This window comes from Pseudomonas canadensis (genome assembly GCF_030980095.1).
Lineage (GTDB): Bacteria > Pseudomonadota > Gammaproteobacteria > Pseudomonadales > Pseudomonadaceae > Aquipseudomonas > Aquipseudomonas canadensis.
In genome coordinates this window covers 5,167,236-5,181,597 of sequence record NZ_CP133298.1, presented here as the reverse complement: position 1 = coordinate 5,181,597, position 14,362 = coordinate 5,167,236, and the positions used below count along the sequence as shown (strand labels likewise).

The 14,362-nt window shown below is 62.2% G+C and carries 9 protein-coding genes; 2 read left to right on the top strand and 7 right to left on the bottom strand.

Annotation, left to right across the window (positions count from 1 at the left end; all coding sequences use genetic code 11):
* Window positions 1–26 precede the first annotated feature (26 nt).
* Complete coding sequence (mltF, locus tag RB216_RS24075) at window positions 27–1,487, bottom strand: membrane-bound lytic murein transglycosylase MltF (RefSeq protein ID WP_028617827.1); 1,461 nt, start codon at window positions 1,485–1,487, stop codon at window positions 27–29.
* 287 nt (window positions 1,488–1,774) lie between these two features.
* Here mltF and purL point away from each other — a divergent pair, with 287 nt between their 5' ends.
* Window positions 1,775–5,671: a phosphoribosylformylglycinamidine synthase gene (purL, locus tag RB216_RS24070; protein WP_236317723.1), complete on the top strand. Its 3,897-nt coding sequence runs from the start codon at window positions 1,775–1,777 to the stop codon at window positions 5,669–5,671.
* A 4-nt stretch (window positions 5,672–5,675) separates the two neighbouring features.
* The gene (locus RB216_RS24065) at window positions 5,676–5,987 is read left to right on the top strand and encodes a YqfO family protein (protein ID WP_028617825.1); all 312 of its coding nucleotides are present in this window, start codon (window positions 5,676–5,678) and stop codon (window positions 5,985–5,987) included.
* Window positions 5,988–6,424: 437 nt separating this feature from the next.
* Here the strand turns inward: RB216_RS24065 and nagE are convergent, their stop codons facing one another.
* The 6 genes from nagE to RB216_RS24035 all read right to left on the bottom strand — a co-directional run bounded on the left by nagE (window position 6,425) and on the right by RB216_RS24035 (window position 14,343).
* On the bottom strand, window positions 6,425–8,131 hold the full coding sequence (gene nagE / locus RB216_RS24060; protein ID WP_308907975.1) for an N-acetylglucosamine-specific PTS transporter subunit IIBC: 1,707 nt from the start codon (window positions 8,129–8,131) through the stop codon (window positions 6,425–6,427).
* Between the two features lie 27 nt (window positions 8,132–8,158).
* A complete protein-coding gene (gene ptsP, locus RB216_RS24055; RefSeq protein WP_308908901.1) occupies window positions 8,159–10,669 on the bottom strand; it encodes a phosphoenolpyruvate--protein phosphotransferase in 2,511 nt (836 codons plus the stop codon).
* A 29-nt stretch (window positions 10,670–10,698) separates the two neighbouring features.
* Window positions 10,699–11,709, bottom strand: coding sequence for an SIS domain-containing protein (locus RB216_RS24050; RefSeq protein ID WP_236317795.1), 1,011 nt, complete (start codon window positions 11,707–11,709; stop codon window positions 10,699–10,701).
* Entirely contained in the window at window positions 11,702–12,808 is a 1,107-nt protein-coding gene (gene nagA / locus RB216_RS24045) for an N-acetylglucosamine-6-phosphate deacetylase (protein ID WP_028617821.1), read from the bottom strand. The genes RB216_RS24050 and nagA overlap by 8 nt, the downstream gene beginning before the upstream one ends.
* 10 nt (window positions 12,809–12,818) lie before the next feature.
* Window positions 12,819–13,577: a GntR family transcriptional regulator gene (locus tag RB216_RS24040; RefSeq protein WP_016977704.1), complete on the bottom strand. Its 759-nt coding sequence runs from the start codon at window positions 13,575–13,577 to the stop codon at window positions 12,819–12,821.
* Between the two features lie 262 nt (window positions 13,578–13,839).
* Entirely contained in the window at window positions 13,840–14,343 is a 504-nt protein-coding gene (locus RB216_RS24035) for a L,D-transpeptidase family protein (protein ID WP_308908900.1), read from the bottom strand.
* Window positions 14,344–14,362 lie beyond the last annotated feature (19 nt).

Below are 14,362 nucleotides of genomic sequence, written 5' to 3'. Positions count from 1 at the left end.
GTGGGAGCGGTGTTTGGGAGTGTGTCTTACAACTGCGGGTTATCTTCTGGCGGCTTGGTCTTGTCCACACCCGGCACATGCAAGTTGCCTTCGACCACCTGGTTGCCTTCCAACTGCGGCTGGGTCACCCAGGTAAGGATGTCGTAGTAACGCCGGATGTTCGCCACGAAGTGCACCGGCTCACCACCCCGGGCATAACCGTAGCGGGTCTTGCTGTACCACTGCTTCTGCGACAGGCGCGGCAGCATCTTCTTCACGTCCAGCCACTTGTTCGGGTTCAGGCCTTCACGTTTGGCCAAGGTGCGGGCATCTTCCAGGTGACCGGTGCCGACGTTGTAGGCGGCCAGGGCAAACCAGGTGCGATCCGGCTCGGCAATGCTGTCGTCCAATTCATCCTTGATCTTGGCCAGGTACTTGGCGCCACCCATGATGCTTTGCTTGGGGTCCAGGCGGTTGGACACGCCCATCGCCTGGGCGGTGTTCTGGGTCAGCATCATCAGGCCGCGCACGCCGGTCTTGGAGGTGACGGCCGGCTGCCACAGTGACTCCTGATAGCCGATGGCTGCCAGCAGGCGCCAATCGACCTTTTCTTCCTTGGCATAAGCGCGGAAGTGTTTCTCGTATTTGGGCAAACGCTGCTGCAGATGCTGGGCAAAGGTGTAGGCGCCTACATAACCCAGAACATCGACATGCCCGTAGTAGCGGTCTTTCAGACGCTGCAACGTACCGTTCTTTTCGACTTTATCCAGGTAGCTGTTGATCTCGTTGAGCAGGCTGTTGTCTTCACCGGCGGCCACCGCCCAGCTCTGGTTGCTGGCGTTGCCCAGGTCGAACGCCACGCGCACGTTGGGGAAGTACACCTGGTTCATCGCCACTTCGTTGGAGTCCACCAGGGTCAGGTCGATTTGCCCTTCGTCCACCATGCGCAGCAGGTCGACCACCTCAACGGCGTCGGATTCTTCGTATTCAATCGCAGGATTCTGCTTTTTCAGTGCCGCCAGTTGCTCGGCGTGGGTGCTGCCCTTGAGCACCATGATTTTCTTGCCCACCAAATCGGCCGCGTTGGTCGGGCGCGACTGGCCGTTGCGGTAGATGATCTGCGGGGTGACTTCTAAATAAGGGTGGGAGAAACGCACCTGCGTCTGGCGCTGCTCGCTGCTGACCAGGCCGGCCGCTGCGAGAACCGGGCCGTTGGGTTTGCCCAGTTGGCCGAACAGGTCGTCGAGGTTGTCGGCGGTCTCGATCTCCAGCTTCACGCCCAGGTCATCGGCAAAGCGCTTGACCAGTTCGTATTCGAAACCGGTTTCACCGTTGCGGTCCTGGAAATAGGTCGCCGGGCTGTTCCGGGTGACCACCCGCAATACGCCATCCTCCTTGATTCGCTCGAGCGTGCTGGGTTTATCAACACAGGCGCTGAGCATCAGGAAGAGTCCGGTGGCGATGAGCCATTTGGCGCATCGCGGGCGCAAAGCAGTTGGGGAGAACATCTGCGCAGTATACGCAAACGGCCCACGGCGCCATATCTCGACAGCGCGGGTCTTGTCTGCTAGCGCCGGTAAAACTGTGCTGCAGCCCGCAGAAACGGGGCTTGGCGCGCGATTGTGACGGTTAAAATAACTGCGCCGGATGCCGGGCATGCCCCCTCTAAAGGGGGGTAATCCGGCCAACTGACGTCCGGCAGCAGCCACCGGTAGCGTTTCGGGTGCCGTTGGCGGCGGTTTACGCTAGAATGCACGGCCTCAAAGCACACCCCCTTCCCGAGGCTGTCCCGAAGATGTTGATCCTGCGCGGCGCTCCTGCCCTTTCTGCCTTTCGCCACAGCAAACTCCTTGAGCAACTGAGCCAAAAGGTTCCAGCTGTTACAGGCCTGTACGCTGAATTTGCTCACTTCGCCGACGTTACCGGCGTGTTGACCGCCGACGAACAGCAAGTGCTGGCACGCCTTCTGAAGTACGGCCCAAGCGTTCCGGTTCAAGAGCCTAATGGCCGCTTGTTCCTGGTTCTGCCGCGGTTCGGCACCATCTCGCCCTGGTCGAGCAAGGCCAGCGATATCGCCCGCAACTGCGGCCTGGAAAAAATCCAGCGCCTGGAGCGTGGTATCGCGTTCTACGTCGCCGGCCAGTTCAGCGATGGCGAAGCCGAGCTGATCGCCAGCAGCCTGCACGACCGCATGACCCAGATCATCGTCAGCCAGCTGGAACAGGCTGCTGGCCTGTTCAGCCACGCCGAGCCCAAGCCGCTGACCGCGATTGACGTGCTCGGCGGTGGCCGCGCCGCCCTCGAGAAGGCCAACACCGAGCTGGGCCTGGCCCTGGCTGAAGACGAGATCGACTACCTGGTCAACGCCTTCAACGGCTTGAAGCGCAACCCGCACGACATCGAACTGATGATGTTCGCCCAGGCCAACTCCGAGCACTGCCGTCACAAAATCTTCAACGCCAGTTGGGACATCGACGGCGAAAGCCAGGAAAAAAGCCTGTTCGGCATGATCAAGAACACCTACGTGATGCACAGCGAAGGCGTTCTGTCGGCTTATAAAGACAACGCCTCGGTGATCGTCGGCTCCGTCGCCGGCCGTTTCTTCCCGGACCCTGAAACCCGCCAGTACGGCGCGGTGCAGGAGCCGGTGCACATCCTGATGAAGGTTGAGACCCACAACCACCCGACCGCGATTGCCCCGTTCCCGGGCGCAGCCACAGGTTCCGGCGGCGAAATCCGTGACGAAGGTGCTACCGGCCGAGGCGCCAAGCCAAAGGCGGGCCTGACCGGTTTCACCGTGTCCAACCTGCAGATCCCAGGCTTTGAACAGCCATGGGAAGTGCCGTACGGCAAGCCTGAGCGCATCGTCACCGCGCTGGACATCATGATCGAAGGCCCGCTGGGCGGCGCCGCGTTCAACAACGAATTCGGGCGTCCGGCGCTGACCGGTTACTTCCGTACCTTCGAACAATCCATCACCACCCCGCGTGGCGATGAAGTGCGCGGCTACCACAAGCCAATCATGTTGGCCGGCGGCATGGGCAACATCCGTGAAGAACACGTCAAGAAAGGCGAGATCCTGGTCGGCTCCAAGCTGATCGTGCTCGGCGGCCCGGCGATGTTGATCGGCCTGGGCGGCGGCGCCGCTTCTTCCATGGCCACCGGCACCAGCTCGGCAGACCTGGACTTCGCTTCCGTACAGCGCGAAAACCCAGAGATGGAGCGTCGCTGCCAGGAAGTCATCGACCGTTGCTGGCAGTTGGGTGACAAGAACCCGATCAGCTTCATCCACGACGTCGGCGCGGGTGGTCTGTCCAACGCCTTCCCGGAACTGGTCAATGATGGCGACCGTGGTGGCCGTTTCGAACTGCGCAACATTCCTAACGACGAGCCGGGCATGGCCCCGCACGAAATCTGGAGCAACGAATCCCAGGAGCGCTACGTTCTGGCAGTCGGCGCTGAAGACTTCGCACGCTTCCAGGCCATCTGCGAACGCGAGCGTTGTCCGTTTGCGGTAGTCGGCGAAGCCACTGCCGAGCCACAGCTGACGGTTACCGACAGCCACTTCGGCAACAGCCCGGTGGACATGCCGCTGGAAGTGCTGCTGGGCAAAGCCCCGCGCATGCACCGTTCGGCTGTACGTGAAGCCGAGCTGGGCGATGATTTCGACCCAAGCCAACTGGAACTGGCCGACAGCATCGAACGCGTGCTGCACCACCCGGCCGTGGCGAGCAAAAGCTTCCTGATCACCATCGGCGACCGCACCATCACCGGCCTGGTGGCCCGTGACCAAATGGTCGGCCCGTGGCAGGTTCCGGTGGCTGACGTTGCCGTTACCGCCACCAGCTTCGACGTCTACACCGGTGAAGCCATGGCCATGGGCGAGCGCACACCGCTGGCCCTGCTCGACGCTCCGGCGTCGGGCCGCATGGCCATTGGTGAAACCCTCACCAACATCGCGGCTTCGCGCATCGGTAAATTGTCCGACATCAAACTGTCGGCCAACTGGATGTCCGCTGCCGGCCACCCGGGTGAAGACGCGCGCCTGTACGACACCGTCAAGGCGGTCGGCATGGAGCTTTGCCCTGAGCTGGGTATCACCATTCCGGTGGGTAAGGACTCCATGTCCATGGCCACCCGTTGGAACGAAGACGGCATCGACAAGACGGTCACCTCGCCGCTGTCGCTGATCGTCACCGGTTTCGCACCGGTCACTGACATCCGCCAGACCCTGACCCCGCAACTGCGCATGGACAAGGGCACCACCGACCTGATCCTGATCGACCTGGGCCGTGGCCAGAACCGCATGGGCGCCTCGATCCTGGCGCAGACCCATGGCAAGCTCGGCAAGCAGGCACCGGACGTCGATGACGCCGAAGACCTCAAAGCCTTCTTCGCCGTGATCCAGGGCCTGAACGCCGACGGCCACCTGCTGGCTTACCACGACCGTTCCGACGGTGGTTTGCTGACCAGCGTTGTCGAGATGGCCTTCGCTGGCCACTGCGGCCTGAACATCGTGCTCGACAGCGTTGCCGAGGATGCTGCCGAAATCAACGGCATCCTGTTCAACGAAGAGTTGGGTGCGGTGATCCAGGTTCGCCAAGACGCTACACCGGACGTACTCGCCCAATTCAGCGCCGCTGGCCTGGACGACTGCGTGGCCGTGATCGGCCAGCCGATCAACAACGGCGAGATCAACATCTCGTTCAACGGCGACACCGTGTTTGCTGGCCAGCGCCGCTTGCTGCAACGCCAGTGGGCCGAGACCAGCTACCAGATCCAACGCCTGCGTGACAACGCCGACTGCGCCGAACAGGAATTCGACGTGATCCTGGAAGAAGACAACCCGGGCCTTAGCACCAAGCTCAGCTTCGACGTCAACCAGGACATCGCCGCGCCTTACATCAAGAAAGGTATCCGCCCACAGGTTGCCGTACTGCGTGAGCAGGGCGTCAACGGCCAGGTGGAAATGGCGGCTGCGTTCGACCGCGCCGGTTTCAATGCGATCGACGTGCACATGAGCGACATCCTCGCCGGTCGCGTTGACCTCAACGAGTTCAAAGGCCTGGTAGCCTGCGGCGGTTTCTCCTACGGCGACGTGCTGGGTGCCGGTGAAGGCTGGGCCAAGTCGGCCTTGTTCAACAGCCGTGCCCGCGATGCGTTCCAAGGCTTCTTCGAGCGCAACGACAGCTTCACCCTGGGTGTGTGCAACGGTTGCCAGATGATGTCCAACCTCAGCGAACTGATCCCGGGCAGCGAGTTCTGGCCGCACTTCGTGCGCAACCGTTCCGAGCAGTTCGAAGCCCGTGTCGCCATGGTGCAGGTGCAGGAGTCCAACTCGATCTTCCTGCAAGGCATGGCCGGTTCGCGCATGCCAATCGCCATTGCCCACGGTGAAGGCCATGCCGAGTTCGAAAGCGAAGAAGCGTTGCTCGAAGCCGACCTGTCCGGCACCGTCGCCCTGCGTTTTGTCGACAACCACGGCAAGGTCACCGAGACCTATCCGGCCAACCCGAACGGCTCGCCGCGCGGCATCACCGGCCTCACCAGCCGCGACGGTCGCGTGACCATCATGATGCCGCACCCGGAGCGTGTATTCCGCGCCGTGCAGAACTCGTGGCGTCCGGAAGAGTGGAACGAAGACGGCGCCTGGATGCGCATGTTCCGCAACGCCCGTGTGTGGGTGAACTAAGACGGTGTACAAGCTCGCCTTCTTTGTGCCCGACAGCCACGTGGAGACGGTGAAGACCGCCGTCTTCGCCGCCGGCGGCGGGCGCATCGGCAACTACGACAGCTGCGCCTGGCAAGTGCTGGGCCAAGGCCAATTCCGCGCGTTGGACGGCAGCCAGCCGTTTATCGGGCAGGTGGGCCAGGTTGAAGTGGTTGAAGAATGGAAGGTTGAGCTGGTGGTGGCGGACGAGTTGATCGTGGCTGTAGTGGCGGCGCTCAAACTCAGTCACCCGTATGAGACACCGGCGTATGAGGTGTGGCAGTTGGCGGATTTTTGATTCGTTGGCTGTGAAAACAAGAAACCCGCTGGGCCAGTTTGGCCAGCGGGTTTTTTGTCGGCTGTTAGGGCCTCATCGCGGGCAAGCCCGGCTCCCACATTCGACCGCCTTGTCATGTCGTACATCAATCACTGTGGGAGCTGGCTTGCCTGCGATGGCGTCGGTACAGGCGCCTCAGATCTCTCCCACAGGTCTTTCAGGTTGTCCCTCGGAACTCCTCTCACTAATCTTCACCAGTCGCTGCCAATTCAGCGACCGGGACTGCAAGCCCGCCGAAATCATGTGTTGGACATGAATGAGATTCCTGGTCTCAACACTCCAGTCGCCAGTTAAGGCCAATCGCAGGCAAGCCAGCTCCCACATTTTGAATGTATTCACAGATAAAAAATGTGGGAGGCGGGCTTGCCCGCGATGGGGCCTGTTCAGGCAAAGATTTGTTAGGCCCCAGCCACAATCTGGCGACCGCTGAACAACCGCTCCAACGCGTCACCCAAGCCCGACGCTTTGTCACCAATCAACAAGTGCCAAACACCGCTTTCCAGCTGGCTCACACCCTGGCAACCCAGAGCCGTCAGGTCAGCTTCAGACAACACCGAGTCATCCCCTAACTCCACCCGCAACCGCGTCATCGCCACCGCTTCCAACTGGCGAACATTCCCTCGGCCACCCAAGGCATTCAGCCACTTCTCGGCTTCCTGCACATTCACCGCCACCGGTTTATCCACAGACGCAACCGCCACCGGCGCACTGGCAACAAACGAAGGCATGGCCAACCGAATCTCATCGGCAATGCTGTCTGCCATCGGCCCGACCACCACCTGCAAACTGCCGCCGTTACCTGGCCGGACGACCGCCATGGCACCCAGGGCTTTCAGCTGCGCATCCACCGCCTTGTTGCGATCCACCATGTCCAACCGCAGGCGCGTGGTGCAGGCGCCAACGCTCAGCAAATTCTGCGCACCGCCCAAGGCCTTGATGTAGGCCGTAGCGCGCTGGTTATCCGTCATCACCTCAGCCTGCACCACCTGGATATCTTCCCGCCCCGGCGTTTTCAGGTTGAAGCGGCGAATGCAGTAGTTGAACACGCTGTAGTAGATCAGCGCATAGGCCAAGCCAACCGGGAATACCAGCCAGCCGTTGGTGGACTTGCCCCAACCCAGCACCATGTCGATAAACCCACCGGAGAAGGTAAAGCCCAGGTGGATATTCAGCATATTGGTGACCGCCATCGACAGGCCGGTCAGCACCGCATGGATCAGGTACAGGAACGGTGCGAGGAACATGAACGCGAACTCAATCGGCTCGGTCACCCCGGTCAGGAACGAGGTCAGCGCCATCGATAGGAAAATCCCGCCCATTACTTTGCGGCGCTCGGGCAAGGCGTTGCGGTACATCGCCAGGCACGCGGCAGGCAGACCGAACAGCATCACCGGGAACATGCCGGTCATGAACTGGCCGCCTTTGGGGTCGCCAGCGAAGTAGCGGGTCAGGTCGCCCGTCACCACCGCGCCGGTGGCCGGATCGGTGAAGGTGCCGAACACAAACCACGCCATGTTGTTGAGGATGTGGTGCAGCCCGGTGACAATCAGCAGGCGGTTGAACACGCCAAACACAAACGCACCCAGGCTGCCGCTTTCCATCAACAACACGCCGAAGCTGTTGATGCCGTGCTGGATCGGCGGCCAGATCAAACCAAAGATCACGCCCAATCCGACCGCACTGAACCCGGTGACGATCGGCACGAACCGTCGTCCACCAAAGAACGCCAGGTACTCCGGTAGCTTGATGTCCTTGAAGCGGTTGTACAGCCCGCCTGCCATCAGGCCGCTGGCGATACCGGCAAGCATGCCCATGTTGATGGACGTGTCCATCACCTTGAGCGTGGAGACCATCACCAGGTAACCAATCGCACCCGCCAAACCGGCCGTGCCGTTGTTGTCGCGGGCAAACCCCACGGCAATGCCGATGGCGAAGATCAGCGCCAGGTTGGCGAAGATCGCCTGCCCGGCGTCGTGCATCACCGCGATGTTCAAAAGATCGGTGTCGCCTAGGCGCAGCAAGAGGCCGGCGATCGGCAGGATCGCAATCGGCAGCATCAGTGCACGGCCCAGGCGTTGCAGGCCTTCGATGAAATGTTGGTACATGGCGAGTCTCCTTTTTTCTTGTTGTTGTCAGCTCAGCGGCCAGTGGTGTTGACAGGCTTGGCGAACGGCTTTGGCGCTGCTCAGGTCGAGCAGCCCTTGGCTCAGTTGCCGGCATTGCGCCGCGTCCAGCTGGCGGACACGGTCCTTGATTTCTCCGATCTGCGGCGGGCTTACCGACAGCTCGCTGACCCCCAGGCCCACCAGGACCGGTGTGGCCAACGGGTCGGAGGCGAGGGCGCCACACACACCGACCCAGCGCCCGTGTTTTGCAGCCCCAGCACAGGTCTGCGCGATCAGCCGCAGCAGCGCCGGGTGCAGCGCATCGACGCGCGCGGCAAGGCCGGCGTGGTCGCGGTCCATGGCCAGGGTGTACTGGGACAGGTCATTGGTGCCGATGGACAGGAAGTCCGCGTGCTTGGCCAACTGCTCGGCCATCAGCGCGGCGGCGGGCACTTCGATCATCACGCCCAGTTCGGGGCGCTGGGTCAGTTCCAGCTCCACGCACAACTCATCCAAACGCTGGCGGATCTGCAGCAGCTCATCCACTTCACTGACCATCGGCAGCAGGATGCGGCAGCGCTCCAGTGGGGAGACTTGCAGCAGCGCGCGCAGTTGCTGGTCGAGCAGTTCCGGGCGCATTTGGGCCAGGCGAATACCGCGCAGGCCCAGCACCGGATTCGCTTCGACCGGCAGCGGCAGGTAGTCGAGCTGCTTGTCGCCGCCCACGTCGATGGTGCGGATGATCACCGACTTGTCGCCCATGGCATCCAGTACGGCTTGGTAGGCCTGGCGCTGCTCCTGTTCATCCGGTGCAGTGCGACGATCAACGAAGAGAAATTCGGTGCGCAGCAGGCCGACGCCATCGGCGCCATTTTCAAACGCCACCAGGGCTTCGGCACTGGAAGCGACATTGGCGGCCACTTCGATGGTCACGCCATCGCTGGTGCGCGCCGGCTGTTGAGCCTGGGCCTGTTGCTGCTGGCGACGCCGTTTCTGCGCGTCACGAATCTGGTGCACTTCGGCGTGGCGCGCGTCGCTGGGTGCCAGTTCCAGGCGGCCGTTGGCGGCGTCCAGCACCACACGTTGACCTTGGGGCACATCGAGGACTTCGGCACCCAACGCCACCACGCAGGGCAAACCTTTGCCGCGAGCCAGGATCGCCACGTGAGAGGTGGCGCCGCCTTCGGCCATGCAAATGCCGACGGCCTGTTGCGCGCTGAGTTGCAGCAGGTCTGAGGGGGTCAGTTCATGGGCGCTGACAATCGACCCCGCGGGCAATTCGAAATGCCAGGCCTCACCCAGCAACGCACGCAGTACCCGTTGTTGCAAATCACGCAGATCGTTGGCGCGTTCGGTAAACAGTGGTTTGCCCAGGGCCAGCAATACCGCGCATTGCGCCTGGATTGCATCGCGCCAGGCGTGAGTCGCTGCGCTGCCTTTTTCGATGGAGCCGGTCGCGGCTTCCAGCAGGTTAGGATCCTCCATCAGCGCGAGGTGGGCGGCGAAGATGTCTTCTTCCTCGACGTTCTTGCGCTGGCGCGCTTGATCCAGAGTGATGCGAATTTCGCTGCGCACTTGCTCCAGGGCGGTGTCCAGGCGTTGCAGCTGCTCATCGGCAGTATGGTGGCCGGCGTCTGCCGGCAGTTCGATACCCGTCAGGCGGAACAGCGGCCCACATACGAGACCCGGAGCAGCACACACACCTTGCAACACGCCGGCTTCGGTGTTGGCTCGGCGTGGGGTGGCAACGACGGGGGCGTGGTGTTCGTGCTTGATGGCGGCGGACAAGGCCGCGACCAGTGCCTGCAACGCCGCCTCCGCATCCTTGCCGCGACAGCTCACACGCACTTCATCCCCTTCGCCAATACCCAGTCCCATCAAGCCAATCAAGCTGTCACACGAAGCTGATTTTTCACCGAAATGCAGCTGTGCCTGGCTGCTGAAACCCTGGGCCGTCTTGCGGATCAACGCCGCCGGACGCGCATGCAAACCACCGCGATGCGTGATGCGCACGCTGGCGCTGACTTCAGTGGCCGAGTTATCCACAGCGGCTTGAACCGCTGCCGCCGAACGCGCCACGACCTGCAACAACGGCTCGCCGACCTTGATCGATTGCCCGGCTACCGAACGCAATTCGAAACGTTCGCCATTGGTCAGGATGATCAGGCTGATCAAGCTCTTGCACTGGCGCGCAATGCGGTCCAGGTCAAACTGCACCAATGCTTGCCCCTTGCTCACCTTCGCGCCTTCCTTCACTAGCAAGGCAAAGCCTTCGCCGTTCAGTTCCACCGTATCGATGCCCACATGCATCAACACCTCGGCACCGTTCTGGGCGCGAATCGTCAGGGCGTGCCCGGTGCGCGCGACATGGATGATCACGCCGTCACAGGGCGCATGCAGGCAATCGTTCAGGGGGTCGATGGCAATACCATCGCCCATGGCGTGGCTTGCAAACACTTCATCAGGAACGTCGCCCAGGGTCAGCACGGGCCCGCTTAACGGGGCGCTGAGGGTCAATTCATTATTGTTGTAGGACATGGGCACGGTACTCATCAGGAAAACACCACTCAGTGAGTGCGGGTAACTTTGCTCAGGTGACGCGGCTGGTCCGGGTCCATGCCTCGGGCTTGCGCCAAACCTGCCGCCATCACGTAGAAACTCTGGATTGCCAGGATCGGGTCCAGGGTCTGGTGTTCGGCGCGGCTCAGGGTCAGGTCGCGTTCGGCGATATCGTCTGGCGCAGCCAGCAACACACGGGCGCCGCGTTGGCGCATATCGGCGGCCAGGCTCAACAGGCCAGCCTGCTCGGCGCCGCGTGGGGCGAACACCAGCAAGGGGTAATTCTTGTCGATCAAGGCCATCGGCCCGTGACGCACTTCGGCGCTGCTGAAGGCTTCGGCCTGGATCGCCGAGGTTTCCTTGAGCTTGAGTGCAGCTTCCTGGGCGATGGCGAAGCCGGCGCCGCGACCGATGACCATTAATTGCTGGCAGTCGCGCAGGGCGTCGATGGCAACCGTCCAATCTTGCTGGGCGGCGGCACGCAGGTCATCGGGCAGGGCGCGGCAGGCTTGCAGCAACTCGGTTTCCTGGTTCCAGTGGCCGATCAGCTGCGCGCTGGCGCTGAGGGTGGCGATGAAGCTTTTGGTCGCGGCCACACTGTGTTCCGGCCCGGCGCACAGCGGCACATGGAATTCGCAGGCGGCTTCCAGCGGCGAGTCTTCGGCGTTGACCAGCGAGATGCTCAGGGCACCGCGTTTGCGTAGCAGACGCAGGCTGTTCACCAAGTCCGGACTTTGCCCCGACTGGGAGAAACCAAACGCCACCTGGCCGCTGACTTTCATTGGCGCCTGCAACAGGGTCACTACCGACATCGGCAACGACGCCACCGGAATGCCGACGTGCTGCATGGTCAGGTAGGCGAAATAGCTGGCGGCATGGTCCGAGCTGCCACGGGCGATGGTCATCGCCACCTGCGGCGGCTGACGGCGCAGGCGGCCGGCGATTTCCTCCAGCGCCGGGTCCAGGCGTTGCAGTTGGGCGGCCACGGCGTCGCAGGAGGCCAGGGCCTCTTCAAGCATTTTTGAAGTCAATGGTTTCTCCTTCGACCATTACGTCGGTGAGTGTCAGGGAGCGGTCCAGGCGCACGCAGTCGGCAAAGCTGCCGGGTTGCAGGCGGCCGCGTTCTTCCAGGCCCAGGTAGTCCGCAGGAAATTGCGACAGGCGTTGTGAGGCTTCGCTGATGGGCAAGCCGATCTTCACCAGGTTGCGCAGCGCCTGGTCCATGGTCAGCGTGCTGCCGGCCAGGGTGCCATCGGCCAGGCGTACGCCGCCCAGGCATTTGGTCACGGTGTGGCTGCCCAGCTTGTATTCACCGTCGGGCATGCCGGCGGCGGCGGTGGAATCGGTGACGCAATACAGGCATGGGATCGAGCGCAACGCCACGCGCATGGCGCCGGGGTGAACGTGGAGCAGATCCGGGATCAATTCGGCGTATTTGGCGTGGGCCAACGCGGCGCCGACGATGCCCGGCTCGCGGTGATGCAACGGGCTCATCGCGTTGTACAAATGGGTAAAGCTGGTGGCTCCGGCGGCGAGGGCGGCGACGCCTTCTTCGTAGCTGCCCAGGGTGTGGCCGATCTGCATGCGCACGCCGCGTTCGCTGAGGGCGCGGATCAGGCCGTCGTGGCCAGCGATTTCCGGCGCGATGGTGATCACGCGAATTGGCGCCAGGCGCAGGTAGGCTTCCACTTCGGCCATCAACGCGGTGTGGGCGAAGTTGGGTTGGGCGCCGAGTTTTCCGGGATTGATGTAGGGCCCTTCCAGGTGCACGCCGAGTACACGGGCGCTGCCGGTAGGACGTTGCTCGCAGAACGTGCCGAGCTGGCCAAGCACGCTTGAGATTTCCTCCACCGGAGCGGTCATGGTGGTGGCCAGCAACGAGGTAGTACCAAAGCGCACATGGGTGCGGGTGATCGTCTCGAAGGCATCGCGGCCTTCCATGATGTCCGCGCCGCCACCGCCGTGCACATGCAGGTCGATAAAGCCCGGCAGCAGGTAGGGCAACTCGTTTTCAGCCGGGTCGCAGGGCGTGCCTTCGATGGCGACGACCTTGCCGTGCGCGTGCACTAGGCGGCCGCGAATCCAGCCGCTGGGCGTGAGGATGTTGTCTTCGGACATGGGCAGTTCTCTAAATTCGCAGTTCAGCGGAATAGTCGTGGCGACGCAGTTCTGCGACGAAGTCGTAGTAGTCGTTGCGGCAGTAGGTGTCGGTGATTTCGATCGGGGTGTTATCGGCGGTGTAGCCGACCCGGGTCATCAGCAGCATGGCGGTGCCGGGGGCGATGCCGACCAGCTTGGCGAACTCGTCCGAGGCGTTGATCGCCTGGATATGCTGCAGGGCGCGCACCACCGGTTTGCCGATGCCTTCCAGGTACTCGTACAGCGAGTGGCCGATGGCTTGTGGCTGTGGCAGCACCGAGGCGGGCATGGTGGTCATTTCAATTGCCATCACCGTGTCATCCGCCTTACGCAAGCGCTTGAGGCGAGCCACTTTGTCGGCGGGCGACAGGCCCAGGCGGATCATCTCTTCGTGGGTCGGCTGGGTCAGTTCACGCTCCAGCCATTGGGAGCTGGGCACGAAACCCTTGAGCCGCAGCATTTCGCTGAACCCCGACAGGCGCGACAGCGGCTGTTCCAAACGTGGCGAAATATAGGTGCCGGAACCTTGGTTGCGGCGGATCAGCCCTTGGGCAAACAACACTTCCAACGCCTTGCGTGCGGTGACGCGCGAAATGCTCAATTGCTCGCTGAGAACGCGTTCTGACGGCAGTGCCTGCTCGGACGTCCACTGGCCGGCATGGATCGCCGCTTCCAGTTTGCGCGCCAATTGCAGGTACAGCGGCGTGGATTGTTTGTCGTCGGGGCGCAGGGCCAGGATGGGATTCATCGTTAAGGTTTCCGATGCGGTTATTGGAGTGTTGTCGCCCGGTATGGGCCGGAAATTAATACCACTTAAATACCATGTCAATGCAGTCAAAATGGTGCAGGCATTGGTTTTCGGGCTCTGTAATGGGGCCTGGTATCAAGTGGTATTAGAGAGGTCTTTATCACGCGCAGAACTGCGCAGCCCGCGGGGGTGAACTGGTATTCACCGGCGGGCGCGGGGCAGGGCAGGAATTTTTTCGAATTATTTTACGAACGGTACGAGATTACGGACGAATCTCGATCAGGGTGCCGTCTTTGACCAAGTTCCAAACTTCGCGCATGTCCACGTTGCGCATGCCGATGCAGCCGTCGGTCCAGTCCAGGGTGTGGAACCACTGTTCCGGGTAATCCTCGGTGTCGGGGGTGCCGTGGATCATGATCATGCTGCCGGGCTTCACGCCTTCGCGGCGGGCGCGGGCGGCGTCGCTGATGTTTGGGTAGGAGATGTGCATGGCCAGGTTGAAGCGGTCGCTGGTCTTGCGCCAGTCGATCCAGTACAGGCCCTCTGGCGTACGGCGGTCGCCCTCGATCAGCTTGTGGCCCTTCGGGTTCTTGCCCAGGGAAATGCGGTAGGTCTTGAAAGGCTTGCCGTCGTTGATCAACTGCAATTGGTGGGCAGACTTGAGCACCAGGACTTTTTCGACAGGCTTGCCGCCCAGGGTTTGCACCGTAGAGGCTGTTGACAGCGTGGTGAACGACAGGCAGAGCAGGGCAAGCACCCAGCGCATCAAAGACGGTATCCCCAGT

Excerpts from the sequence above, each read along its gene's own strand:
- mltF (WP_028617827.1), bottom strand. The coding sequence starts at position 1,487 with ATGTTCTCCCCAACTGCTTTGCGCCCGCGATGCGCCAAATGGCTCATC.
- purL (WP_236317723.1), top strand. The coding sequence starts at position 1,775 with ATGTTGATCCTGCGCGGCGCTCCTGCCCTTTCTGCCTTTCGCCACAGC.
- nagE (WP_308907975.1), bottom strand. The coding sequence starts at position 8,131 with ATGTACCAACATTTCATCGAAGGCCTGCAACGCCTGGGCCGTGCACTG.
- ptsP (WP_308908901.1), bottom strand. The coding sequence starts at position 10,669 with ATGTCCTACAACAATAATGAATTGACCCTCAGCGCCCCGTTAAGCGGG.
- RB216_RS24050 (WP_236317795.1), bottom strand. The coding sequence starts at position 11,709 with ATGCTTGAAGAGGCCCTGGCCTCCTGCGACGCCGTGGCCGCCCAACTG.
- nagA (WP_028617821.1), bottom strand. The coding sequence starts at position 12,808 with ATGTCCGAAGACAACATCCTCACGCCCAGCGGCTGGATTCGCGGCCGC.
- RB216_RS24040 (WP_016977704.1), bottom strand. The coding sequence starts at position 13,577 with ATGAATCCCATCCTGGCCCTGCGCCCCGACGACAAACAATCCACGCCG.
- RB216_RS24035 (WP_308908900.1), bottom strand. The coding sequence starts at position 14,343 with ATGCGCTGGGTGCTTGCCCTGCTCTGCCTGTCGTTCACCACGCTGTCA.